Below are 25054 nucleotides of genomic sequence, written 5' to 3'. Positions count from 1 at the left end.
CAACTATTATCATTTAAGTTTACCCCGACCCCATTCTGTGCTTAAATTGCTCAAACCTTTTATATTGTCACGGACTGTACAATGTCGTTAAATCAGGGATCAGATAGTTTTATCTCCTCTAATCGTGCCTACATAATCGCTGCTGCTGTCGTAGCGTTGGCGCTGATTTTATTTCTTTTTAATCCTTTCCAAGAAGCACCGCTTAAGACCGAATATCATTCAGGTCGTGATGCCTTTACGGTAGCGCCTGGTCAACTTCCAGAACCGCCGCGTTCAGACACCGCTTCAACGCAACAGTCCAAACCTTCTACTACACCTCAAGCTGCAGCAATCGAAGCGCAGCTTGCAGAAGCTAAAAAGCTTTCAGCAGGTGCTGAGGAGCGTCAACAACGTATCAACGAGCTGAATCAGCTGGTGGCTAAATTAGATGCCGCACAAGGTGCTGATCGTGAAAATACGCAAGTCGTTGCAGATCAACGCACCCTTCAGATTCGTGAAGAGCTCGACGAGCTTCAAGCGCGCACCGAACGCTTACAAAAACGCGTTGCCGATACGGGGTCGGCGGGGTCAGGCTCTTCGGGGTCAGCAGGCTCTTCGGGGTCAGAGTAAAACTCTGATCGAAGCCTCTTGCCACCAATAGGTTTAGAGTTGGTGGCTAGCAAAGGTTAATTTAGCAGGGTTTTACTCTGACCCCCGCCAAACCAACAGAACGTTTAAACCAAACCATTTAAAACCAAAAAACGTACCGCAAAGGAATTGCCATGCCTACGCTGTCTAAAAGACTACCCAGCTCAAATGTAGTTAAATCTATCGCTGAGCCCCAAAAGCCTACAGCAGCTACGTCTCTATTAAAGAGCGTCAGCATTGGTGCGCTATTAACCGCCGCAGCCCTACAACCTGCATTGGCTACACCAGCATCAACCGATGCTGTGGGTTATATCGATGGTAAATTAGATATTAGTGATGGTGCTGCTAGATACAGCATTCCGATCGCCGTTCCACCGGGTGTGGCTGGTATGGAACCAATGTTCTCCCTAAATTACAGCAGTCAGACAGGCAATGGTTTGCTAGGTATGGGGTGGAATTTAACTGGCGTTTCCCTAGTGCATCGCTGTGGTTCAACGTTGGCGCAAGATGGTAAGAATCGTAAAGTTAAGTTAGATAATTCAGATAATTACTGCCTTGATGGTAAGCGTTTAATCCCAGTTTCAGGTACGAATGGTCAGGATGGCACTGAATACCGTACGGAAGTTGAGACCTTTAGTAAAATTGTTTCGTATGGCAGTGCCGGTAATGGCCCTGCATGGTTTAAGGTTTGGACCAAAGCCGGTCAGATTATGGAGTTCGGTAATACTGCGGACTCTCGTATAGAGGCGCAAGGAAAATCGACCGTACTTAACTATGCGGTTAACAAAATTAGCGATACCTCGGTCAGCGGCAATAGTATCAATTTCAAATACACTGAGATTAATGCCAACTCCGAGTTTGTACCGGACTACATCTCTTATGGCCCTAATGGCCAGAACAAGGTTGAGTTCAGCTATTCCGATATCAGTGATCTGCCTGCGACTACGCTAGCAGGTTCAAAACTGAAGAGTAGTAAACGTTTAAGTAAAATTGAAACCTTTGCTAATAACCAAGCGGTTCAAAACTGGACTTTTACTTTCGAAGCGCAAACAGACCGGCCGGATAAACTAACCGCACTGAAACTATGCGCGGCAGATGGCAGTTGTTTACCTGAAACCACTATAGGCTGGGATAAATTTAAGCCGATTACGAATAGTAAAAAAGATTCATACGCCATAGATTTTAACGGTGACGGTATCAAGGATGAATATCGTATTGCCAGTGCAGGAGAATCTAAGGCAAAACTCTATGTTCGATATCAAAATGCTTCAGGTACGGCACCTGAATCATTAGTAATTAGCAACATTCCTAAAGTCGGAACGCCATATCAACAATATCCATGGTCACCAACAGTTACAGTATATTCTATGCCTGAGGTGGCATTAGGTGACTATAATGGCGATGGTTTAACCGATCTTAGCTTTTCAAGCAGTGCTAACTATTTTTCTACAGGTTTAGGCTTCACGAAATACAGCTCAGAAGCACTTTATGGCTGGCGTAAACAAGGGGCTTATGATTTTAATGGCGATGGATACGATGATGCTTATTTAGTATCACTCGATTTGTTGACATGCGATACCCCAAAAATAGCGATAGGCAAGTCAAATGGTGGACTTACGCCACAAAAAACAGGCCGTGACGGTTCAAGTGGGTGGAACATTTATGGCGCTTACCCACAGGGGAGTTGTTATGACACCTACCCAAATGGTTTTACCAATCCTGTTAGAATTGTACAAAACGGTAAAACTCTCCATATCAAAGACATTAACAATGATGGTATCCCTGATTTGGCACCTAGTTCAGGGCATATTTTCTTGGGCTCCAAAGACGGTTTCTCGTACTTTACCAGTGTAAGCGCCTACGCTAATCATTCTAAAACCAAGTTAGATATGGTGACATCGATCACCAATAACACTACAACGTCTTGGGCTTATGCTTCTATCCTAGATAGCAGTGTTTACCCAAACCAGAACGAGAGTAATAGCTACCCTGAGAAGGAACTACGCGGCACCTACCTCGTTAAAACGGTTACATCTGATAACGGCGTAGGTGGTACGCGCGAGACCACTTACCAATACGGTGGCGCTAAGGTTAACGAATTAGGCCGTGGTTACTTGGGTTTTGCTTGGATAGAAGAAACCGATCAAAGTACCGGCACTAAAGTTCGTACCGAATACAATCAAAGCTTCCCCTATGTTGGTATGGTCACTAAAACTGAGACCTTCCTTGCTGATGGAACTTTGATCAACAAAGCAGAAAGTCAGCATGCATCTCTGACTAGCCATAATGGAAGAGTCTTTGCACCTTATATTACAGACAGTGTAGAACAAAGTTATGAGCGTGATGGTTCTTTGGTTAGTACCAAGAATATACAAAACGCTCAGTATGATGGTTCCGGTAACGTAGGTTGGATCAAAGAAATAACTACTGCTGGAGGTGAAGCCTACAGCAAAATAACCGTAAACACCTACGATAACGATACCGCTAAATGGCACTTAGGCCGTCTAAAGAAAGTATCGGTAACCCATGAACATGCGGATGGCTCTACTAAAGTCCGTAACTCTGCGTTTGAGTATGACCCTACAACCGGATTCTTGACCAAAGAGATTATCGAGCCGGGTACGACTATGGAAGTGGCGACCACCACAACCTACGACGATTACGGTAACAAAACCGCGGTATCAACAACGGCTGCGAGTGAAACTGTTGCTCGTAGTGCCAGCACGCAGTTCGATGCCAACGGTCAGTTCCCAATTAGTAGCAGTAACGCATTGGGTCATAGCGACAGTAAAGTCACCGATGGCCGTTACGGCGTATTGACCAGTCAAACCGGTCCTAATGGCCTCACCACCACTTGGGAATACGATAGCTTTGGTAACCAAACCAAAGAGATTCGTGCAGACGGTACGACCTCTACCGTAACTCGCCACTGGATCGGTAGTGGTCAATGTGCCCACGCTCCTGCAGGTGCGACTTACTGTGTGGTCAGTCAAACAGACGGTAGTGCGCCCGCAGAAGTATATTACGACAGCCTTAACCGTAAACTACGTACGGTCACCATCGGTTTTAACGCTCAGCCGGTGTATAAAGACACGGTATACAATAGCCTAGGTCAAGTTGAAAAAGTCAGCCGTGCTTACTACGCCGATGCCCTGCAGCTTTACTGGGCAACAAGTACCTTTGATGATATGGGCCGCTTAATTAAAGCGGAAGAACCGGGTGTCAACGGTACCATTAGCGCTGTTTCTACTCAGTACAACGGCCTGACGACTGTTGCGATTAATGCCAAAGGTCATGCTAAAACCACTATTACCAATGCCCTAGGTAAAGTGATCTCTGTGCAGGAGCCGGAAGGCGCCAGCATCAGTTATCAATACGATGCCCTAGGTAACCTGATCCAAACCACGGACAGTGCAGGCAACGTCGTTACTATCGAGTATGACCTACTAGGCCGTAAGACCAGCATGAACGACCCAGATATGGGTGTCTGGAGTTACGACTACAACGGTTATGGCGAACTGATCAAACAGACCGACGCTAAAGGTCAGATCAGCGAGATGCAATACGACGTATTGGGTCGTATGACGCAACGTACTGAGCCAGAAGGCATTAGCACTTGGCTGTACGATACTGCTGCCAATGGTATCGGCAAACTTGCCAAAGTAACTGGGGCCGATGGCTACCAAAAAACCTTTGTTTACGACTCTTTAGGCCGTCTGCAAGATGCAACGACCGAAGCGGATAGCAAAGTCTTAACCATCAGTACCGAGTACGACCAATACAGTCGTCTTAAGAAACTGGTACGTCCACAAGGCTTTGTGACAGAGAACCTATACACCGCAGAAGGTTACCTTCAAGCGGTGCGCGGTCTACGTGGTCAGATTGATGATTACACGGTTACTCATTTAGAAACACTGCTAGAAACCGCGATCCGTGATGCCCAAGAACTTCAGGCAGAAGCCTATAACACCCTGTTAGTCGCCGATGGTTTTATTGCGGCAGCAAACGCTTACCGCGATCAGCTAGATAGCACCCAAGCGGCAGACCTACCGAATTTACCGGTGGCCTTTAATGCCGGTGATAGCTTTACCCTGCTTGAAGGCCTCGATGGTTCGCAATACCTTAAATTGGAAGATAGCCGCACCGAGAGTGAGCGTATTATCTTAATCCACGGTGATGTGGTTACACCGATCCTACTGCCAAGCTACTACATCCTAAAAATCGATGGCGCTAAGCTAGCCACCGTTGCAACCAGCTTCTCAGATAAAACTCTGGAGAACAGCTTAGTCGCGACCAACGGTAAAGTGCATATCACCGACGATAACAGTGATGGTGCACTAGAACTGCTGGTATTGAACGGTCAGGCGATCGATAACCTCACTGCCATTGCGGCCGAAGTGGATGAAGCGGCACAGCTATTGTTGATGGATGTGCAGGCACTGATGGATGCCAGCGATATCCTGTTGAATGTAGCGGAAACGGCTTACCGTGAAGCGCTATTGGCAGGTTACTGGGCACCAGGTAGCAACGATGAATACTACAACGACTACCAGTCGCTGATTCAGGACCAAAACTACGTCACTTTCTGGCAAGCGAAAGAGCGTGATGCTGAAGGTCGTTTGGCCCGTGAACTGCACGGTAATGGCCTAAGCTCGGTGTACAACTACGACCCATCCAATGGTCTGTTGTTACGTCAACAAACGGCGTTTGCTAACTTCGCTAAACTGCGTGATCTGGAATACCAGTACGATGAGCTAAACAACGTTACTCAACGTGCAGACCTCGTTGCAGAAGTGGAAGAAAGTTTCACTTACGATGCACTGGACCGTCTAAAAACGTCTACAGTCGTCAGTACTACGGTGGGTGAGAACCTAACGGAAACCAAAACCTACGCTTACGATACCTTGGGTAATATCACCCATAAATCGGATGTAGGTGACTACCAGTACAATAGCCACCGTCCACATGCGGTAACTGCTGCTGGCGGTAACACATACAGCTACGATGCCAACGGTAATATGACCAGCGGTGCGGGTCGTACCTTAACCTGGAGTAGCTTTAACAAACCGGTCACGATGGCGAAAGACGGTAAAACCGTTAACTTCACCTATGCGCCGGACCGTGCCCGTTACCTAAAAGAGGGTAGCGATGGTACGAAAACACTTTACCTAGATAAACTGTACGAACTGATCACCAAAGGTCAGGAAGTTACCCACAAACAGTTTATCTATGCCGGTAGCTCATTGGTTGCTGTTCATGTCTCTGGTCTAGACCACAATGGTTCTGCCATTCCGGTTCAGACCCGCTATATGCACAAAGATAACCTCGGCAGTGTTGATGCGATTACCGATGGCGTCGGCAATGTGGTTGAACGCATGAGCTTCGATCCGTTCGGTAGCCGTCGTCAAAGCAACTGGCGTGAAGCGGAAGTGGGTATCAACCTGATTCCTGTGTTCACTAACCGTGGCTTTACGGGTCATGAGCATATCGACGAAATGGACCTGATCCATATGAACGGGCGGGTTTATGATCCGACCTTGGGTAGGTTCTTGAGTGCGGATCCGCATATCCAGTCGCCGCATAATACGCAGAGTTATAACCGTTATAGTTATGTAATGAACAACCCAATGAAATACGCTGATCCAAGCGGGTATTTCTTTAAGGGTTTGTTTAAGGCAATTGGTGGTATTTTTGATGGTTTCATCAAATTAGCTAAGAGTGTTTTTGAAAACCAAGTTTTCCGTATGGTTGCAGGGATTGCCGTAGGTGTCTTTGTAGGTGGTTGGGCTATAGCAGCTTTTGAATCAACGATTATTGGTGGAGCCATCGGTGGTTTTGCCGGAGGGTTTGTGTCCTCAGGAGGGGATATCAAAGCGAGTATAATCGGGGGGCTTACAGGTGCTGCTGCAGGTTATATTGGAGGCTTAGATAAGCTAGAAACCTTTGGTAAGGCTATGGCGCATGGTGTAGTTGGCGGTGTATCGAGTAAGCTGCAAGGCGGTAAGTTTGCGAGTGGTTTTATCAGTTCGGCATTTGCTAAAAGTATTTCTGGTCATGTGAAAACGTGGGCTGATGGTAATTATTTCAAAGGTGCGGTAGCTATGGCTATGGTAGGTGGTACCGCGTCTGTATTAGGTGGGGGTAAGTTTGGTAATGGTGCTATGACCTCTGCTATACAGTATTTGTTTAATGAAGTAGCTAAAGAAAGAAAATTTGATGCAATGCTCAAAAAGCTAGAAGAAATATCTGAAGCCGAAAAGCTTGCTGGCATTCATAGTGCTGAGTATGGAGCAGTCGCCTCACTTTCGTTGTTGAATGAAAAATTTAAATTATATTCTGACTTGAGAGTCGACAGCCTTTCAGCCAATGAGCAAAATACTTTACATCGTTTGATAACAGGTGAACCTGATTCCACTTTGTTTTCGCAAAATAAGATTATGAGGGATGGAGCGGTATTAGCTTTAGAAGTTAAATACAGGAAAAGTGCTTTATTTGATACATGGAGTAGTATTGCCGGGACTGGTAAAGGCCTCACACAGGCAATGGCTAATCAGGCTTTAGGAGCCTTAGGTGTATCGAGAGTAGGTATAACTCTTTATAACGTAGCAGACACAGTTTTAAGTTCACAATGATGAAAAAAATGTTAATAGTCGTTGTCGTTGCTTTTAGCCTTGAGCTGAGAGCGGACTCAGTTATTAATGTGTTTGGAAAAACCATCACATTTTCACAGTGGGAAATTGTATTACCTCAAGATATGCCAAACGTTAGTGGCTTGAAGATTGACTTGTCAGGAGAATGTTCTCAACAAGATTGTTATAGCACAGTGTTGATAGGGAATTATACTGAGACAGAGAAGGAAGGCTTAAAGGAGTTGCCAGGCACGTATCATGATTTTTCTGTATGTGGGCTGCATGTTATGCAAGTATCAACAAATTACGTAAAGCATACGATTATATCTAAGTTTGGATTTGATTATTCTCTTTATCACGTTGGTGATAAAGATACTGATAAAAGCCTTTTGCAAATGTTATGTGAGGGATCTTTGAGATAATTGGCGGATATTTGGGGTCAGAGTAAAAAATTGACTCCATCAGAATCTAATCCAAGGATTGTTTAAATGAGTAAAAAGTTATTTTTAATTGCTGCCTCGATGTTTTCTACAATCGCTTTTGCTGATGTTCAATACTTGTGAAAATATTTGGGGTCAGAGTAAAACTCGGCTTGGAGCTGGTGCCCTGAAATAGTTTTGACGTGTTTGGTAGTAAGAAATAGTTAATGGGGTTTGAATATTTGGGGTCAGAGTAAAACTACGGATCGTAGTTGGTGCCCTGAATAAGTTTTGACGTTGTTGGTGGTACGAAATAGTTAATGGGGTTTTACTCTGACCCCGTTCCCCACGGCATTATCACGGAGATATTCAATAGATGGTAAAGAAAACGATGGTGGGCCTTGCTGCATCATTGGTCATATATGGCATTTATTTGCTCAGTGCTGGCCTATTGGCAGAAAAGAAGAGCACTGACCTCAATAACCACAACGCATGCGTTGCAGAGCAAATAAAGAAGGCTGGCACTCAGCTACCGACTAAGGAAGAGCTTGAAGCCGTCTGTGGCAAAATATAAGTGGATATTTGGGGTCAGAGTGGATATTTGGGGTCAGAGTAAAACTTGGTTCGAGGCTGGTGCCCTGAATTAGTTTTGTGAATATTTGGGGTCAGAGTAAAACTCAGGCCGTGATATTTGGGGTCAGAGTAAAACTCGGCTCGAAGCTGGTGCCCTGAATAAGTTTTGACGTTGTTGGTGGTACGAAATAGTTAATGGGGTTTTACTCTGACCCCAGTCGAATCGATTAAATAGATGGACCTAATAAAATGAAAAAATTCATTCTCCCCATTTTATCATCTTTCTTTTTATTGTCTCAGACAGCTAATGCCTGGGATGCACATTTTGAAGATACAGTATCAAGAGTCGTAGTTGATAATACTGCTGGTAGTATCATTCTTTTGCTCAATTCAGAAGTTATTCCTGTTAATACAGGCTGTACTTACAATAAAAAGCCAAGATGGAAAATAGATCAGCCAATGTCTGAGTATCTGTATTCTGCATCTCTAGCTGCTTTATCGACAGGGGCTAAAGTTAAAATATATACGGTAGGCTGTATAAGTGGTTATCCAAAATTAGAAAGAATTGAGGTTATTAAATAGGCATCTGTTAAATCAAAGGATGTTTGGGTTCAGAGTAAAACTCAGGTCGAAGCTGGTGCCCTGAATAAGTTTTGAAGTTTTTGGTGGTACGAAATAGTTAATGGGGTTTTACTCTGACCCCGTTCCCCGCATCGCTTATACCGGAACTAATTAAAAAGGAAATTTATGTTTATTAAAAATGCTCTTATCGGAATGGTTTTTTTGCTTTCTTTCTCGGGCCTTGCATATGCAAAAGATGGATATGGATATATCGAGAAAATAAAAATTTGCCCCACAGGCAATGGGACAGGGCGAGTGAATTATGTATTTTTTAAGTTAGATGATGGAAATTGGTTTGGGTCATTCGGCACGTATAGAACTGATCAAAATACAAGTGATTCGGTAACTCAGTCTCTAGTTTTTTTAGCAGCTTCAACGAGTAGACCAGTTACAGTCAGAGCTAATTATAATGTGACGCAAGCATGTGGGATTTCAGCTAATATGATTTGGTCTACAAAAGGTGATTATGTATTGGTTGAAATGAACTAGGTATTTGGGGTCAGAGTAAAACTCAGGTCGAAGCTGGTGCCCTGAATAAGTTTTGAAGTTGTTGGTGGTACGAGAATAGTTAATGGGCTTTTACTCTGACCCCATTAAAGAAACCTTTCAAGGATGAAGGGGATGTTATGCCGAGGAAATTACGGTTTATGCCGGTAGGTATTCCACAGCATGTGATTCAGCGTGGGAATAACCGGCAAGTTTGTTTTGCCACTGAAGAGGATTTTAAGGCTTATCTATATTGGCTTAAAAAATATAGTTGTAAATATAGCGTTGAAATTCATGCTTGGGTCTTGATGACTAATCATGTGCATATCTTATGTACACCGAAGATTGAATCTGGCATTTCCAAGATGATGCAAGATCTAGGTCGTAGTTATGTTCGTTACTTTAATTACACCTATAAACGTTCTGGTACATTGTGGGAAGGGCGATTTAAGTCTTGTTTAGTTAATGCTGATGAATATTTGCTGCATTTACATCGATATATTGAGTTGAACCCTGTAAGGGCGTGTATGGTGGACGACCCGGCTGATTATTGTTGGTCTAGTTATCGGGGTAATGCCCTAGGTGTTCTAAGCCATTTATTAACCAAACACAGTATTTATTTGGGTTTGGGTGTAGATGGATTCACAAGGCAAGAGGCTTACCGTGCAATGTTTCGTAGCGAAGTAAGCGCAGATTTGCTGATTGATATTCGAAAGGCCGCTAATAAAGGCTTGGTTCTGGGTAATGATAAGTTTGTTACTCAGGTGGAGAAATTACGGTCTTCTGTGGATTAAGTTAACTGGCTTGAATATATATATGGGGTCAGAGAAAAACTCAGGTCGAAGCTGGTACCATGAATTAGTTACGAAGTGGTTGGTGGTACGAAATAGTTAAAGGGATTTTACTCTGACCCTATCTGTAAAATAAGGATATTAGAAATGAAAAAATTATTAAGTTCTTTGATTTTAACTTCTTGTTCAATTCTCCCAGCTACTGTAAATGCAGCTGAGGCTACGGGTGTAATTGAAGAGTTAAAGATTTGTGGTACAGGACATGGAAATCATAAATGGATAAGAACCATCCAGTTTAAAGTAGATGGTTTATGGTTTGGCACTTATGCTGATTATTACAGCTCGGAAGGTCGAGATTATGATAATAGTCTTACTTCGTCATTATTAATGATGGCATTTTCTCAAAATAAGAAAATTACTATAAATGCAACAGATTCATGGTCAAGTGACTACCATAAAGGTAAGTGTGGGGTTAGCGAAGGGTTTGTATTTCATAATAATGTAGGTGACTATATTCGTTTTGTAAACCAGAATATTTAGGGTCAGAGTAAAACTCATGTCGAAGCTGGTACCATGAATTAGTTACGAAGTGGCTGGTGGTACGAAATAGTTAATGGAGGTTTACTCTGCCCCCAGTCCATGTATGACCCTAGTCCATGTGGTTTATTAACAGCCCAAGAGTTAAGGCAGATTTTTAACCGTAGAGGTCTAAGGCCTGATGCGATGAAAGAAAGCGCACCGGGTGTGATTAGAGTCGAATTTAACAAAGTAGAGTTTAATAAACTGATGTCGAGTATCCCGATATTCCAGCGCGCTTTGATCCTTATAGAGCAGCTTGATTTATCGAAGTTAGAACAAGAGGGATTTGTTCAAGGGACGGTGGTTTTTACTCGATTGTAGGTCTGGGGTCAGAGTAAAACTCAAATAGAAACTGCTAGCCATCAATTGGTTTTGAGTCGATTGTTGGCAAAGGATAGTTGAATGGGGTTTTACTCTGACCCTAGCCTTTAATCCATCCACTCAACCTGACGCTCGATATCAGTAGGTAGCTTAAGTTGCCAACGTTTAAGTTCTGACTTTGAAAAGAGATATCGTCCTTTCTTGGGAGTAACGATAGGCGGATTAGGGAAACGTTGTTCTCTAAGATAATGATTGACTATCTCTGCACTGGATCTGCCTTGATCGGCGCCTGAGAGGACGAGCCCGCCTACTGCTTTACCCTCGCCTATAGAGTATCCCCAGAAACCGAATAAGGGGATTTGTGAGCGTTGGCTACTCCAGCGGCTCGTTACATCTAGCTCTACCGCGACTCCATTGTTATCCAATAACTTTGCGTAATTGGCGATAATGATCAGGTCGTAGCCTTTAGCTTTGCTTTGTTCAATCTCAGTTTGCCATTCCTGAAGGTGTTTGAAGCGTCTGACATTGACTTGTACGCCTGCAATCTCTTGACGCATCTTAGAATCGAAAGATGTGTTAATAATAGCTGTAGTTGTAGGGCCATCATCCATCAATACTAGGATTCTTCTTAATTTAGGCACTATGCGTGTAAGCTCCGCTACGGAACGTTTTAAAAGAGGGCGCTCTAGTACGCCTGCAAGGTTAGTTGTGAGTGGAAGAACAAGCCTTGGATTACCATTTATCCCTAGAAAAACAACCTTATACCCTTGTTGAAGCGCAGGTTTGCCAACTAAGCGAAGAGCGTTGTCATCTGATACGACCACCACTTTCGGTTTTTTTTGTTGGATAAGTTGGATTGCCTCGTTTGCTTTCGTTTGAAAATCTCGATGCGGGATACGTTTAGTATCCATTTGATAGTCTTCTAAACTTGCGGTGTCTAAGCGATCTTTGAACGCGGTATAGTATTCCTGAACCCAAGGGTAGGCATGGTGATAGCTATGAACAAAAAATACATCGAGAGAATATGCCGGTAAGCAAAAGCAACAAAGTAAGATCCCTGTAAATAGCTTCATCTCTGACTCATCTGCCTGCGAGTGTTATTTTCAATATAGGCAGGTATCCAACAGCATTCCATTTAGCTATTACTATTTAATAGTGAGCTTTTCTCAGTCTCTTTAGCCTAAGTGCTTGAACAATTTTTAAAACCTTAGGTCATAAATCTTACCTATCCAATCTATAGAGAGAAGCAAATGGAGCTTGTTGAATGCTTGATGAATACTGTTTCTATATTGGTTGAGTTTGTGAGGAATGAACATGAAAACAGAGCGTTTAGAATTTAAAGGCCACGATGGATCAGTGCTAGCGGCTCGCTTGGATCTACCCGTTGGCAAACCTGCTGCTTATGCATTGTTTGCGCACTGTTTTACCTGTTCCAAAGATATACCTGCCGCTAGGCGAATAGCTCAACGTCTAGCATCTTTAGGGATCGCTGTGCTTCGTTTTGATTTTACCGGTTTGGGGCATTCGGGTGGGGAATTTGCAAATACGGGGTTTAGTTCTAACGTAGCCGATCTGGCATTAGCGGCTGATTACTTACGAGAAAACTATCAGGCACCGCAATTGTTGATAGGTCACTCTCTGGGTGGTGCCGCAGTTTTGGCTGCGGCAGATAGAATAGCAGAGGCGAAAGCTGTAGTTACGATTGGTGCTCCAGCTGAACCTGGACATGTTATTCATAATTTTGGTGATCATGTAAATACAATCTGTAACCAAGGTTCGGCAGAAGTGGAGCTGGGTGGTAGGGCATTTACCATTCGCCGTGAATTTATAGACGATATTTCAGATGTATCCTTAGAGACTAAGGTTAAGCATCTGAAAAAAGCGCTACTGGTGCTGCATGCACCCATGGATGTAACCGTAAGTTTGGATAATGCCGCACGTATATTCCAAATGGCTAAACACCCCAAAAGCTTTATCACCCTAGATAATGCTGATCATCTGCTTACGCGTGTTGAGGATGCCGAGTATACCGCTGAAGTGATTTCAACTTGGGTGCAGCGTTATATAGACGTTGAACTGTTACCAAAACAGATGAATGCCCCTGAGGGTGTTGTTCGGGTAAGTGAAGCTGATCCGGAGAGTTTTACTCAGGATATCAGCGCAGCAGGTCACCATATAATTGCAGATGAACCGGTGAGTTATGGCGGTAATCATCTAGGCTCCACACCTTACCAATTAGTTGCTGCTGGTTTAGGGGCTTGTACCTCAATGACGATTCGCATGTACGCGCGTCATAAACAGTTGCCACTGGAGCATGTGCAGGTGGATGTTATCCATGACAAAATCCATGCAGAGGATTGTTCTAGCTGTGAACAATCAGGGGGCAAAGTAGATCAGTTTGTGAGGCGTATAACGCTGATCGGTGACTTATCTGAGGAAGAGCGACAACGTTTGCTTGATATTGCAGATCGATGCCCCGTTCATAAAACCTTGGAAGGTGAGATCAATATTAAGACCGCGTTATCTAGCTAGCCATTCAAATGGCTAGGTAAGTGAAGGTTTTACAGCATAGCGCTGTAAAACCTTTCATATAGATCTACCTATTCGTAAATAATCTCATCGAATACTTGGCGGATAGGTTGAACACCCGCCCAAACATCCAATTCCATATCTTCAGGTTCATCCACAGGTGCTCCGGTTCTAACTTTTGCTGAAACTTGCTCGATTTTAAATTCCAAAACCGCAGTGGCTTTGAGCTCGACATCATTGGCCTGTCTCGCTTCTTGTGATCTTCCGGTTTTGACCTTTTCTAGCATCAAGTCTAATTGTCGACGCTTTTCCTGTTCTTCTTCGATTAGCTTAGCCTTGCCATACATGATTACACTTCGAAAGTTGACTGAATGGTGGAAAGCAGACCGCGCAAATACTAAACCATCCAGCAGGGTAATCCCTATTGCGGCTTCCTCTCCGGCGAGTAATGCTTGGAATAACCCATTTTTACTTGAACCGTGGATATAGAGGTAATCGCCTTCACGCCAGTGGAGTGTTGGTTGAATCATTGTTTGCTCGCGCCAATTGCATGAAACATGGCAGACAAGTGCTTCATCCATGATCTGATAAATTGTTTCTTGATCATAGGTCGCTTTTTTCAACCCACGTTTAACCTGTGTTTTTGGCGTAGGGGTAAAGTGACTCATCTGCGTCTCCTCCTCATATTTATGGGTTGATTGGTTTAGATGGTGGAAGAGTAAAGGTTATAATTGGTCTATGTGAGATCCAATATTTGTATATTTAATGGGCCCAATTTTGTTGAGTGCGCAGCTGCTAAACATTCTTAAGTCCCCTGTAAACGTTGATGAGGGGACTCTATATCAGGTTATTTTTAAACGTCTTCAGTTGGCGATTTTGCAGGGGGCGTTGGCTGGTGGTACTCGTTTACCTGCAACTCGTGAGTTATCGAGTGCGCTTGGTGTTGCCCGTAATACAGTTAAAACTGCCTATGAAATGTTAGTTGCCGAAGGCTATGTGGAAACGGTGACTGGTTCAGGGAGTTATGTCGCTCACTTGCCTGAGTCAGTGTTGAGAAATAAGCCTTCGAAAATTAAGCAAGACCCCGGTTTGTCGATTTCTGAATATGCAAAGCAATTCTTGGGCTTTACGCCTTTAAATCCTGATACGCGAAAGTTACTGCAACCGGGAATACCGGCAGTCGATCAGTTTCCGATAGAACAATGGAAGCGCTGTTTGGCGAGAGCGGCATCGTTTAAGTCATTAGACTCATCGCCTCCGGCAGGTGATTTAAGATTGCGGGAGCAGATCTCAAAATATCTATTGCGACACAGAGGAATAGAGGTAAAAGCTGATCAGATTTTGGTGACCTCAGGTTCTCAGCAAGCGATCTATATGGTTGCTCAGTTACTCACTAATTCAGGTGATCGGGTGGTGGTTGAAACTCCGGGGTTTCCGGGGATATCTGGTGCTTTTAAAGCAGCGGGGTGCAAGATTGATACGGTTCAGTTTCCTCTAATTGATCCGTTAAATCAGAAGGCAGCGTTATTGAGTTTAACGCCTTCTCGTAACTTTCCTTTAGGGCATACGATATCGCTTGCTGAAAGGTTAGAGGTTATTCGATGGGCTGAAACGGAAGATGCTTGGATTTTAGAGGATGATTACGATTCAGAGTTTGCCTTAGGTCATCCTGTTTCTTCACTATTTGCAATCAGTGATTATCAACGGGTCATCTATACCGGGACTTTTAGTCGTTCAATGTTTCCTGCAATACGCTTAGGTTATGTGGTATTACCTGAGCTTTTAGTGCCTTTATTTAATCGAGCGCGGCGCTATATGGATGGAGGTTTATCCGGCGTTTCTCAAGTGGCGATGGCTGAGTTTATGGAGCAAGGCTATTTTGCGCGGCATCTCAAAAAGATGAGTGGTTTGTATCAGAAGCGGCTTAACATTCTATCTCAAGAGGTTAAAGCTAGTTGTTTGTCTGACTTGCCTATTTTGGGTGCTGAAGGAGGAATGCATCTGGTACTCGGTTTGCCAGATAGGATAGACGACAAGCGACTGGTTAAACAGCTAAAACAAGATGGCTTGGGTGTAAGAGCATTATCGGGCTATACCCAAGAGGGGCCGAAATTAAATGGTTTGGTGATTGGATACTGTGCTGAGTCGGAAGAACAGATTAGACAAGGTATTCAGTTAATCGGTAAACACTACAAAAATGTTCGGAGCCACTCTAAGTTAGGTTAAAATGAGCAGCTTATAACTTGTGAGTACTTTGTTGCGATGACTACCCCTGTTTTCTCTGATCTGAATTTATGCCCTGAACTGCTGACTGGTTTGGAAAAACTCGGGTATACCCAGCCAACTCCGATTCAAGCTAAAGCAATCCCTTTAGTGTTAAAAGGCGAAGATTTATTAGCGGAAGCGCAAACGGGTACAGGTAAAACGGCTAGCTTCGCTTTGCCTATCATTGAAAAGTTAAGTAAAACACCGCCGCAACAAAACTACCGTCAAGTTAGAGCGCTAGTTTTAGCGCCTACGCGTGAGCTGGCCATTCAAGTGGCAGATAATACATTGGAGTATGGCCGTCCTTTAGGTATGCGTGTGATGTCTATCTATGGCGGCGTACGTCTGGATAACCAGATTCGTAAACTGAAACGCGGTGCCGATATTCTGGTAGCAACGCCGGGGCGTTTGTTAGATTTGTTACAGCAAAAAGTGATTAACCTCGATCATCTAGAGTTTTTAGTCTTGGACGAGGCGGATCGAATGCTTGATTTGGGCTTTATCGATCCCATTCAAAAGATTATGGATTATGCTGCAGAGCCTCGCCAGACGCTTTTATTTACCGCGACAGCAGATGAAAGCATCGAAGTATTAGCCGACTTTTACCTCAATAATCCACAGAAGATCAAAGTCTCTCCGCGTAACTCGACGGCGAAACAAGTGAAGCAGATCGCTTATTCTGTGGATAACAGTGATAAGTCTGAGATCCTGAGTTATCTGATTCAAGAAGAGAAGTGGGGCCAAACCCTAGTATTTGCTCGAACTAAAAAGCGAGTTGATGAGCTTGTACAGTATCTGAATAAAGAAGATATCTACGCCGCTGCAATTCATGGTGACAAAACTCAGCGTGAGCGTGAGCGCATGTTCAAAGAATTTTTAAGTGGCGAATTACACGTTCTGGTTGCTACTGATGTTGCAGCGCGAGGTTTAGATATCGAGGCTCTACCTTACGTTGTGAATTACGACCTGCCGAATGTTCCAGAAGCTTATGTGCATCGTATCGGCCGAACAGGTCGAGCAGGGGAAAGTGGCGAAGCGATCTCTCTAGTTGCACCAGCAGAACGAGACTTTCTTAAGCGTATTGAGCAACTGATTAAACAGAAAATTCGATTAAGACCGGTTCCAAGAATCGAGAACGGTAAACGCATAGAGATTGAAGACTTTGCTGATCGGCCAATGAAGAAGCGCCCAGCGAAAGGTAAAAAACAAGTTAAGCGGGAACAAGTAGAAGCTTACCAGCCTGATACATCCAAACGTGCCATTAGACCGGGTTTATTTAAGAAATAATTAGCTTTGTTTCCATTCGGGGAGCGCTTGCATCATCTTAAGGTCATCGATTAAAGCAAGTGCTTTCCAGCCTTCGAGAGGGAAGCGAATATCTCCCTTATCTTCGCCGTATTTTGCTTTTAGTTGCTCGACTTGATCGGTATTAAAGTCGAGTAGACCTAGACCTTTCATCCCCCATCCTGCAAAAAGCCGGCTGTCGATGAGTTCAAAAGAGATAAGTTGAATGTTCGTATGCCTTGGATCGTGCACTAGTGTCATAAAAAGCTTATTAACAGATTCATAGCGTCCTTCGATTACTTGAAGAAAGTTATGCTGAGAAGCCAGTAAGACACCTGTTATCTCATTTGTTTCGTTGTTTTTCTCGCTTTGGTGCAGAATGTTGCGGACTTGTTCCCAATCCATTTTGTTAATGGGTTCACTTTTATAGATGAGGCGATACATATAAAGCTCCACGTAATATCTGCACGTAGTGACAAGCAGGATCATTTCCCTGTAAGGATCTATGGATACATCTACAGCATAGTTCCTTTCTAACTGTGGAAAAGTAAATTGCTGAGTAAAACCCAACAGACACTGTCTGTTTTCTGTTCAGGCCAGAGTGCGTATAATGTGCGGCTTTAATTCTTAATTGGTAAAAAGTAATGTCAGGCAAACTAGAGTGGGACGAAGCTGCGAAACAGCGTGTAGATGCAGCACCTTTCTTTGTACGTAAGCTAATTCGTCATAAAGTAGAGAAGGCTGCTCGTCAGCAAGGCCTAGAGCGTATCACCGAAGAGTTGCTTGATAAGGTCAAGAAAAAGCAGATGGATAGCCAAAAGTAAGCGGTTAGCCTCAATAAGAGCGGTTGACCATGCTATTGCTCAACCGCTTATCTCAAAGCAGGTTATTCTGCCTGTGACCAAACTTTCTTCCTTCTATGTTTTTATCCCCTCGATAACCTCAGTCAGCGATAGCCTCGTCTCCCTGATAAATATCAGTGCAGATTTCCGTTTGTAATTTACTCACAATGCCGTTTATCTGGTTGAATAATAGCTAAGGAAGTGATGTTGTTGGCAACGTGTTTAGAAAAGCAGCATTTGCTTTGAGGCTAGATATAACGAGGGCTATGGCGATCTAAACCAAAGATATCCACGGGTTTTAAATAGAGTTACCCCCAGAATTTGGGGGTAACTGGTTTGATCGTATTTCCTATAGAAAATTAAGGTTCGGCTTTAACTGGCGTTAGGTTTTGAGCTAATACTTCTTCGCCAAACCAACTTAAATTTTCATGTAGCTCAACCACCTCGCCTACGATGATCAAAGCTGGTGCCGGTAGCTTAGCTTCCTCTTGTAACTGAGGCAGCGTATCCAAAGTACCGGTCAGTACTTTTTGATCAGCGGAGGTTCCACGGGAGATGATTGCGGCTGGTGTAGACGCAGGCTTTCCATGTTCGATCATTTTAGCGGCTAGCTTAGGTAGGGTATGTAGCCCCATATAAAAAACAACCGTTTGGTTAGGGTGGACCAGCTCGTTAAAGTTCAGATCAGTCGTCCGGTTTTTAAGCTGACCGGTTACAAATTTAACCGACTGTGCATAGTTTCTGTGAGTCAGCGGAATGCCGGCAAATGTTGAGCAAGCACTAGCAGCTGTGATGCCTGGTACCACTTGGAAAGGGATATTATGTTCTTTAAGGGTTTGAAGCTCTTCGCCGCCGCGGCCAAAGACAAAGGGGTCACCGCCTTTTAGACGAACAACTCGTTGTCCTAGTTTTGCATGTTTAACTAGCAGCTCATTGATACCTTCTTGCGGAACTGCATGGTTATCCCGCTTTTTACCGACGAAAATCAGGTCGGCATCGCGACGGCAAAGGTCTAAAACCTCAGGTGATACAAGCGCATCATAGAGCACTACATCGGCTTGCTGCATTAAGCGTAGAGCCTTGAATGTCAGTAGTTCTGGATCACCAGGGCCGCCGCCGACAAGGTAAACTTCGCCTACTTGGTGTTCAGGGTCTTCGTTTGCTAGTTTATCAGCGATCATTCTCGCCGCTTCTTCATCACGACCGGCGAACACTTTTTCGGCTATTTGGCCTTGCAGTACGTTTTCCCAGAAAACACGTCGATGATTTACGGTGCTGAAGGTCTCTTTTACCTGATCTCGGAAATGGTTCGCGATACTTGCAAGTTTACCGTAAGACTTTGGAATCCATGTTTCCAACCGAGCTCTAAGTAGACGAGCAAGTACCGGCGCACTACCGCCTGAAGATATACCTATCACAACAGGGGAACGATCAACGATGGCAGGGAATACAAAGGTGCAAAGCTTAGGGCTATCGACAACATTTACCGGAATATTCCTTTCGACTGCATCGAAATGAACACGCTCGTTAAGCGGGTTATCATCCGTAGCAGCGATGACTAAAATTTTGTCATCGAGTAGAGCTGCGTGGTATTCACCAACAATCGCCGTTCCTTGGTTTTCATCCAAAAGGTCTTGTAGATCGTCACATACCTTATGAGAGATAACGGTCACATGAGCACCTGCTCTGCACAGCAATTTAGCTTTACGTAAGGCTATGTTTCCTCCACCTACAAGCAAGACTTTTTGATGGGTCAGCTTAAAAAATAGCGGTAGGTAATCCACGAAATCTCTCCAGAAAATTACTCAGGTTTTATCTGCCTGAGAGGTCGGTTGTCGTTATTTATAAATAAGTTATGCAACCTATATGCCTAAGAATGATTGGTTTAACCACTATCTGGTAATGAGGTGTGTACACATCTAAACAGTGCCGTAACCAACCGTAGTTATATGTCTAAGTTTACCAGTAGATTTATGTTTTGGGCGTATAGAAAAGGGAGTTAATTCACCGAATTGGAGCGTGCTGGTTTCCGGTGCTTAAAAATGGTGCATCTTAGAATTAAGATGATCCTGCACCAAACAGTTTTGCTGAATGGTGCAGGGGGATCTCCTGTCAGAGAAAGCTTCCTGCTATCTCTTAGGTATTACTTTTTAAAATTTAGTGGCGTTGCTGGGTGTAAGCCACATTCGCGGTTTTCTGGGTTTTCCCACCACCAACGGCCAGAACGTACATCTTCACCCATAGAGATCGCACGTGTGCATGGTGCACAGCCGATGCTTGGGTAGTGTTTGTCATGTAGTTCGTTGTATGGAACATCATTCGCTTTGATATATGCCCAAACCTCTTTCTCTGACCAATCCGCCAGAGGATTTAGCTTATGCATATTGTTACCTTCATCCCACTCTTCGAACTGGATCTCGTCACGAGTGACTGACTGTTCGCGGCGAAGGCCTGTAATCCAAGCTTTGTTGCCAGAAAGTGCACGCTTTAGTGGCTTGATTTTACGAACAAAGCAGCAGCCTTTACGTAGTTCTTGTGACTCGTAAAATGCATTAACACCGTTTTCTGCAACATAAGCTTCAACGTCCGCACCCTCAGGGTAGTAAACGTTAAATGTTACATTGGTGTATTGCTTTTGCACGTCCGCAAGAAGCTTAAGTGTTTCTTCTGGCAGGCGGCCTGTGTCCAATACAAAGTTGTTGATCTCAGGGCAGAACTTGCTGATCAGATCAGCGATAACTACGTCTTCAGCACCTAGGCTATTTGCAAAGACTAGGGATCCCTCGTGATCCTGATAACCTTTTTTAAGTAGAGCTGCAACGGCTTCAACCTTTGCTTGTAGCTCTGCAGTAATTTGCTCACTCATAAATAGGACCTCACCGTCACTATTAATTACTGGTGATAAACTGCGCGTACCTTATCAGCAGCGCTTTGATAATAGTTGCTCATCTCATCGAATGACTTAAGCATTTCTGGCTTAAATACGTCATCTGCGATTTCGATTGCTGTAAAGCCACAACGCTCTAAGTAAGCGAAACGGTCTTGACCAATATCACCTGTTGCACGGATTTCTCCTTTGTACTCTGCGCGAACAAGAAGGCGCGCAATACTAAATCCACGGCCGTCACGGAAAGCAGGGAAATCGATCGCTACTAGTGGGAACTTGTCTAAGTTCTCGACTAGGAAGTCGATATCGTCATCACCATTCACTTTTACAGCTACTTGGCCTTCACGGCTAGTAAGTGCTTCTTGGTTTTCCAAGTAAAGCGCTAGCGGTACGATGATGTCACCCGTTTGATCAAGTGATTCTTCGTTGATCAGAGTCCAGTTGTCTGCGACAACTTCACGATTAATTAGCAGGGGCATATACGTACTCCTTAAATGGTGCAATACCGATACGACGGAATGTATCAATGAAACGTTCGTTCTCAAAGCGCTGCTGAACGTATACTTCAAGCACTTTTTCTAGGGTGTTAGCGACTTCTTCAGAAGCGACAGCACGGCCAATAACCTTACCTAGTGCTGCATCAGAACCATCATCTCCACCTAGGGTGATTTGGTACCACTCTTCACCTTTCTTATCTACACCCAGAATACCAATGTGGCCAACGTGGTGGTGAGAACAAGCGTTCATGCAGCCTGACATGTTCAGTTTTAGATCGCCAAGGTCATGAACAAAGTCCATGTCTTCAAATTTCTTATTGATCTGATCTGCTACACCCAGAGTACGCGCATTAGCTAGCGCACAGAAGTCACCACCAGGGCAAACAGTCATGTCTGTGAGTGTACCGATGTTTGGACGTGCTAGATCTGCATTTGCAAGCACTTCCCATACTGCGTATAGGTCTGCTTTCTTAACGTCAGCCAAAACCAAGTTTTGGTTGTGAGTAGCACGAATTTCGCCGAAGCTGTATTTGTCAGCAAGATCAGCAACTAGGTCTAGTTGATCCGCAGTGATATCGCCGGCTGGTTTGAGGTATGGCTTTAGAGATACATAAGCTATGCGGTAACCATCTACTTTATGCTCTACAGTGTTACGCTCATACCAAGTGTTGAAATCTTCATTCTCTGCCAGTTTAGCTTCAAGTGAAGTATCTGCAGCAGCTGATGCATCGTAATCAAATGGTTTAAAGAATGCTTTAACGCGCTCGATCTCTTCCATTGGTAGTTTAAGATCAGTATCGCGAATATGCGCCCACTCTTCCTCAACTTGCTCGCGGAACTTATCGATACCTACAGCTTGTACCAAAATTTTGATACGCGCTTTGTATTTGTTATCGCGGCGACCATTCATGTTGTAAACACGGATGATAGCTTCTAGGTAAGAAAGTAGATCTTCCTTAGCTAGGAATGGATTGATCTGCTTAGCGATCATAGGGGTACGACCAAGGCCGCCACCTACAAGCACTTCAAAACCAACTTCGCCAGCATCGTTTTTAACGATGTGAAGGCCGATGTCATGTACTTGTGTCGCTGCACGGTCGTTTGCGCAAGAAGAGATCGCAATCTTGAACTTACGAGGTAGATACGCAAATTCAGGGTGAAGTGATGACCACTGACGAATGATTTCACAGTACGGACGAGAATCTTCAATCTCATTTGGGATTACACCTGCGAACTGATCCGTCGTTGTATTACGGATACAGTTACCAGACGTTTGAATCGAGTGCATCTGAACTTCAGCAAGCTCAGCAAGAATGTCAGGTACTTCTTCTAGTTTCGGCCAGTTAAACTGCAGGTTAGTACGCGTAGTAAAGTGCGCATAGCCCTTGTCATAAGTACGTGCGATATGAGCCAGTTTACGGAATTGAGTTGAGTTATACATATTGTATGGGCCCGCTACACGCAGCATTGGCGCGTGACGTTGTACATACAAACCGTTCATCAGACGTAGTGCTAGAAAGTCATCTTCTGGCAGTTCGCCTGCTAGGAAGCGGCGAGTCTGATCTCTAAATTGCTCAACACGTTCGTCAACCAGCTTCTGGTCGACAGAGTTATACTGATACATAACTTTTCCCTTGTTGGACCCTTAATCGGGTGCAACACCTCACTTTTAGGGTTTTAACCTGCGATTACGAAGCGCAGACCGATGGCTAATAATATTGAGCCCATAATAGGCTGCATAATTTTTGGTGATAATCGTGTGCCCAGATGGCTTCCCACAAATACACCCGGCAAAGAGCCGATTAGTAGGTATAGAAGAAGGCTAAGATCAACATTGCCCATTCCATAATGACCTGCACCTGCAACTGATGTAAGCACAACGGCATGAACTAGGTCGGAACCCACGATGGTTGGCATACTCATACGTGGATATAACAAGATTAAAATAGCTGTACCTAAGGCCCCAGCGCCAACCGACGACAATGTTACCAGACCTCCCAGTAGAATACCCATCAACACTGTAATAGCGGGGCGCCATTTTTTTGCATGGCTTGCGGCTGATGTGTGCTGCCATTTCATCGCTTGATTGCGAATTTTATTACGCAAGAAAACGGCGATGGATGTTAACACTAATGACACACCTAGGGTCATGTTCATTATGTGTTCGATCTGTTCTAGTCCATCTAGGCCTTTTAGGTAGTTCAGGGTTAACAAACTTCCAGGAATGCTGCCTAGCAATAAAAGAAGAACTACTTTCCACTCGATCAGTTTCTTTCTTGCATAAGAGAAAGTACCGCCGAATTTTGTAACGGCTGCATATAGTAAATCGGTGCTTACAGCTGTAACTGGTGGAATTCCGAATACAACAATCAGGATAGGCGTCATTAAGGCTCCACCACCTATACCGGTGAGGCCAACAATAAAGCCAACAACTAATCCTGCAAAACTGTACGCAAGTTCCATAGATAGACCTGTCCAAGAATAAACTGGCGGCATAATAAAGGAGGTTTGTTATAACTCAAAATAATAATTGGGAATCTTGTTATTTCTTTTGGTGATAACGAAAGGTAACAAATTGAAAAGTAATAGATAGGCTATTGCATATAGCTAAACGCTATAAAAAAGTAATTATATATTCTTTTGCGTTTTATTGAGAGGGCTGCGATAATGCGCCGCATTATAGGATAGGTAGGCTTATTAAATCGACCACTATTAAGTTTTTCTTGGTGCGATTGTAGGGTCTAAGTCCGTAACGTTTATAGAGAGAGAGTATTTTTAATGAGTGCTTTGCCTGAACATCGTTTAACGCACCTTAAGCAGCTAGAAGCTGAAAGTATCCATATTATTCGTGAAGTGGCTGCTGAATTCGACAATCCAGTAATGCTTTACTCCGTTGGTAAAGATTCCGCGGTAATGCTTCATCTTGCACGTAAAGCGTTTGCGCCTGGTAAGCCTCCTTTCCCTTTGATGCATGTTGATACTACATGGAAGTTCAAAGAGATGATCGAATTCCGTGACAAAATGGCGAAAGAAGCAGGTATGGAGCTTCTAGTTCACATCAACCAAGAAGGTGTTGATATGGGCGTGGGTCCGTTTACTCATGGTTCATCTAAACATACCGATATCATGAAAACTCAGGGTTTGAAACAGGCACTAGATAAGTATCAGTTTGATGCTGCATTTGGCGGTGCTCGTCGTGATGAGGAAAAATCCCGTGCTAAAGAGCGTGTTTTCTCTTTCCGTGATGAAAACCACCGTTGGGACCCTAAAAGTCAGCGTCCAGAGCTATGGAACGTGTTCAATACACGCGTAGATAAAGGTGAGAGTATCCGTGTATTCCCTCTGTCTAACTGGACTGAGCTAGATATCTGGCAGTACATCTATCTAGAAAACATCTCTATCGTACCTTTATATTACGCTGCGAAACGTCCAGTTGTTGAACGTGATGGCATGTTGATCATGGTTGATGACGAGCGCTTGCCTCTTAAAGAAGGTGAAGTGCCTGAAATGAAGAACGTGCGTTTCCGTACTCTTGGTTGCTACCCGCTAACGGGTGCAGTGGAATCTGACGCGGCAACTTTGCCGGATATTATTCAGGAGATGTTGCTAACAACGACTTCTGAACGTCAGGGGCGTGCGATCGACCACGATAGTTCTGGTTCGATGGAGAAGAAAAAGATGGAAGGTTATTTCTAGGGCTCTAC

22 protein-coding genes are annotated in these 25054 nt (G+C 44.0%); 14 read left to right on the top strand and 8 right to left on the bottom strand.

The window, feature by feature from the left end; genetic code table 11:
* The first annotated feature begins 81 nt into the window (after positions 1–81).
* The 9 genes from ACMXYP_RS13245 (at position 82) to ACMXYP_RS13205 (ending at position 11046) form a co-directional block, all read left to right on the top strand.
* The gene (locus tag ACMXYP_RS13245) at positions 82–609 is read left to right on the top strand and encodes a hypothetical protein (protein ID WP_415882113.1); all 528 of its coding nucleotides are present in this window, start codon (positions 82–84) and stop codon (positions 607–609) included.
* 152 nt (positions 610–761) lie between these two features.
* Positions 762–7259: an RHS repeat-associated core domain-containing protein gene (locus ACMXYP_RS13240; protein ID WP_415882112.1), complete on the top strand. Its 6498-nt coding sequence runs from the start codon at positions 762–764 to the stop codon at positions 7257–7259.
* On the top strand, positions 7259–7678 hold the full coding sequence (locus ACMXYP_RS13235; protein ID WP_415882111.1) for a hypothetical protein: 420 nt from the start codon (positions 7259–7261) through the stop codon (positions 7676–7678). The genes ACMXYP_RS13240 and ACMXYP_RS13235 overlap by 1 nt, the downstream gene beginning before the upstream one ends.
* Before the next feature lie 373 nt (positions 7679–8051).
* Positions 8052–8249 (top strand): hypothetical protein, encoded by a 198-nt coding sequence (locus ACMXYP_RS13230; RefSeq protein ID WP_415882110.1) that lies wholly within the window; start codon positions 8052–8054, stop codon positions 8247–8249.
* Positions 8250–8497: 248 nt separating this feature from the next.
* The gene (locus ACMXYP_RS13225) at positions 8498–8830 is read left to right on the top strand and encodes a hypothetical protein (RefSeq protein ID WP_415882109.1); all 333 of its coding nucleotides are present in this window, start codon (positions 8498–8500) and stop codon (positions 8828–8830) included.
* Between the two features lie 165 nt (positions 8831–8995).
* Complete coding sequence (locus ACMXYP_RS13220; protein ID WP_415882108.1) at positions 8996–9358, top strand: hypothetical protein; 363 nt, start codon at positions 8996–8998, stop codon at positions 9356–9358.
* A 137-nt stretch (positions 9359–9495) separates the two neighbouring features.
* Positions 9496–10149, top strand: a complete 654-nt coding sequence (locus ACMXYP_RS13215) for a transposase (protein WP_415882107.1) — start codon at positions 9496–9498, stop codon at positions 10147–10149.
* 144 nt (positions 10150–10293) lie between these two features.
* Entirely contained in the window at positions 10294–10686 is a 393-nt protein-coding gene (locus ACMXYP_RS13210; RefSeq protein ID WP_415882106.1) for a hypothetical protein, read from the top strand.
* Between the two features lie 183 nt (positions 10687–10869).
* Positions 10870–11046 (top strand): hypothetical protein, encoded by a 177-nt coding sequence (locus ACMXYP_RS13205; RefSeq protein WP_415882105.1) that lies wholly within the window; start codon positions 10870–10872, stop codon positions 11044–11046.
* Between the two features lie 107 nt (positions 11047–11153).
* Here the strand turns inward: ACMXYP_RS13205 and ACMXYP_RS13200 are convergent, their stop codons facing one another.
* Positions 11154–12119, bottom strand: a complete 966-nt coding sequence (locus tag ACMXYP_RS13200) for an ABC transporter substrate-binding protein (protein WP_415882104.1) — start codon at positions 12117–12119, stop codon at positions 11154–11156.
* A 241-nt stretch (positions 12120–12360) separates the two neighbouring features.
* Between ACMXYP_RS13200 and ACMXYP_RS13195 the strand changes: the two genes are divergently transcribed.
* On the top strand, positions 12361–13578 hold the full coding sequence (locus ACMXYP_RS13195; protein ID WP_415882103.1) for an alpha/beta fold hydrolase: 1218 nt from the start codon (positions 12361–12363) through the stop codon (positions 13576–13578).
* A 68-nt stretch (positions 13579–13646) separates the two neighbouring features.
* Here ACMXYP_RS13195 and ACMXYP_RS13190 read toward each other — a convergent pair whose 3' ends face one another.
* A complete protein-coding gene (locus ACMXYP_RS13190; protein ID WP_415882102.1) occupies positions 13647–14243 on the bottom strand; it encodes a pyridoxamine 5'-phosphate oxidase family protein in 597 nt (198 codons plus the stop codon).
* A 112-nt stretch (positions 14244–14355) separates the two neighbouring features.
* Between ACMXYP_RS13190 and ACMXYP_RS13185 the strand changes: the two genes are divergently transcribed.
* Both ACMXYP_RS13185 and ACMXYP_RS13180 read left to right on the top strand, forming a co-directional pair.
* On the top strand, positions 14356–15801 hold the full coding sequence (locus ACMXYP_RS13185; RefSeq protein WP_415882101.1) for a PLP-dependent aminotransferase family protein: 1446 nt from the start codon (positions 14356–14358) through the stop codon (positions 15799–15801).
* Positions 15802–15837: 36 nt separating this feature from the next.
* Positions 15838–17127, top strand: coding sequence for a DEAD/DEAH box helicase (locus ACMXYP_RS13180; protein ID WP_415882100.1), 1290 nt, complete (start codon positions 15838–15840; stop codon positions 17125–17127).
* Here ACMXYP_RS13180 and ACMXYP_RS13175 read toward each other — a convergent pair whose 3' ends face one another.
* Positions 17128–17568 carry a BLUF domain-containing protein gene (locus ACMXYP_RS13175; RefSeq protein ID WP_415882099.1) on the bottom strand — a complete coding sequence of 147 codons (441 nt, stop codon included), beginning with the start codon at positions 17566–17568 and terminating at the stop codon, positions 17128–17130. It lies immediately after the preceding gene.
* A 200-nt stretch (positions 17569–17768) separates the two neighbouring features.
* On the opposite strand from ACMXYP_RS13175, the gene ACMXYP_RS13170 reads away from it, so the two are divergent.
* Positions 17769–17948, top strand: a complete 180-nt coding sequence (locus tag ACMXYP_RS13170) for a PCP reductase family protein (RefSeq protein ID WP_415882098.1) — start codon at positions 17769–17771, stop codon at positions 17946–17948.
* Positions 17949–18325: 377 nt separating this feature from the next.
* On the opposite strand, the gene cysG is transcribed toward ACMXYP_RS13170, so the two are convergent.
* The 5 genes from cysG to ACMXYP_RS13145 form a co-directional block, all read right to left on the bottom strand.
* Positions 18326–19750, bottom strand: a complete 1425-nt coding sequence (cysG, locus tag ACMXYP_RS13165) for a siroheme synthase CysG (RefSeq protein ID WP_415882097.1) — start codon at positions 19748–19750, stop codon at positions 18326–18328.
* Positions 19751–20109: 359 nt separating this feature from the next.
* Complete coding sequence (locus ACMXYP_RS13160; protein ID WP_415882096.1) at positions 20110–20832, bottom strand: phosphoadenylyl-sulfate reductase; 723 nt, start codon at positions 20830–20832, stop codon at positions 20110–20112.
* Positions 20833–20858: 26 nt separating this feature from the next.
* On the bottom strand, positions 20859–21332 hold the full coding sequence (locus ACMXYP_RS13155; protein ID WP_415882095.1) for a DUF934 domain-containing protein: 474 nt from the start codon (positions 21330–21332) through the stop codon (positions 20859–20861).
* A complete protein-coding gene (locus ACMXYP_RS13150) occupies positions 21316–22974 on the bottom strand; it encodes a nitrite/sulfite reductase (RefSeq protein ID WP_415882094.1) in 1659 nt (552 codons plus the stop codon). Before ACMXYP_RS13150 ends, ACMXYP_RS13155 begins: the two co-directional genes overlap by 17 nt.
* Before the next feature lie 53 nt (positions 22975–23027).
* Positions 23028–23813: a sulfite exporter TauE/SafE family protein gene (locus ACMXYP_RS13145; RefSeq protein ID WP_415882093.1), complete on the bottom strand. Its 786-nt coding sequence runs from the start codon at positions 23811–23813 to the stop codon at positions 23028–23030.
* Between the two features lie 315 nt (positions 23814–24128).
* On the opposite strand from ACMXYP_RS13145, the gene cysD reads away from it, so the two are divergent.
* Positions 24129–25046: a sulfate adenylyltransferase subunit CysD gene (gene cysD / locus ACMXYP_RS13140; RefSeq protein WP_415882092.1), complete on the top strand. Its 918-nt coding sequence runs from the start codon at positions 24129–24131 to the stop codon at positions 25044–25046.
* Positions 25047–25054: the final 8 nt, after the last annotated feature.

The organism is Neptuniibacter sp. QD34_54 (assembly GCF_047778055.1).
Taxonomy (GTDB): Bacteria; Pseudomonadota; Gammaproteobacteria; order Pseudomonadales; family Balneatricaceae; genus Neptuniibacter.
Note: the sequence above shows the minus strand (reverse complement) of the source record. Positions and strands in the feature narration are given on the sequence as shown.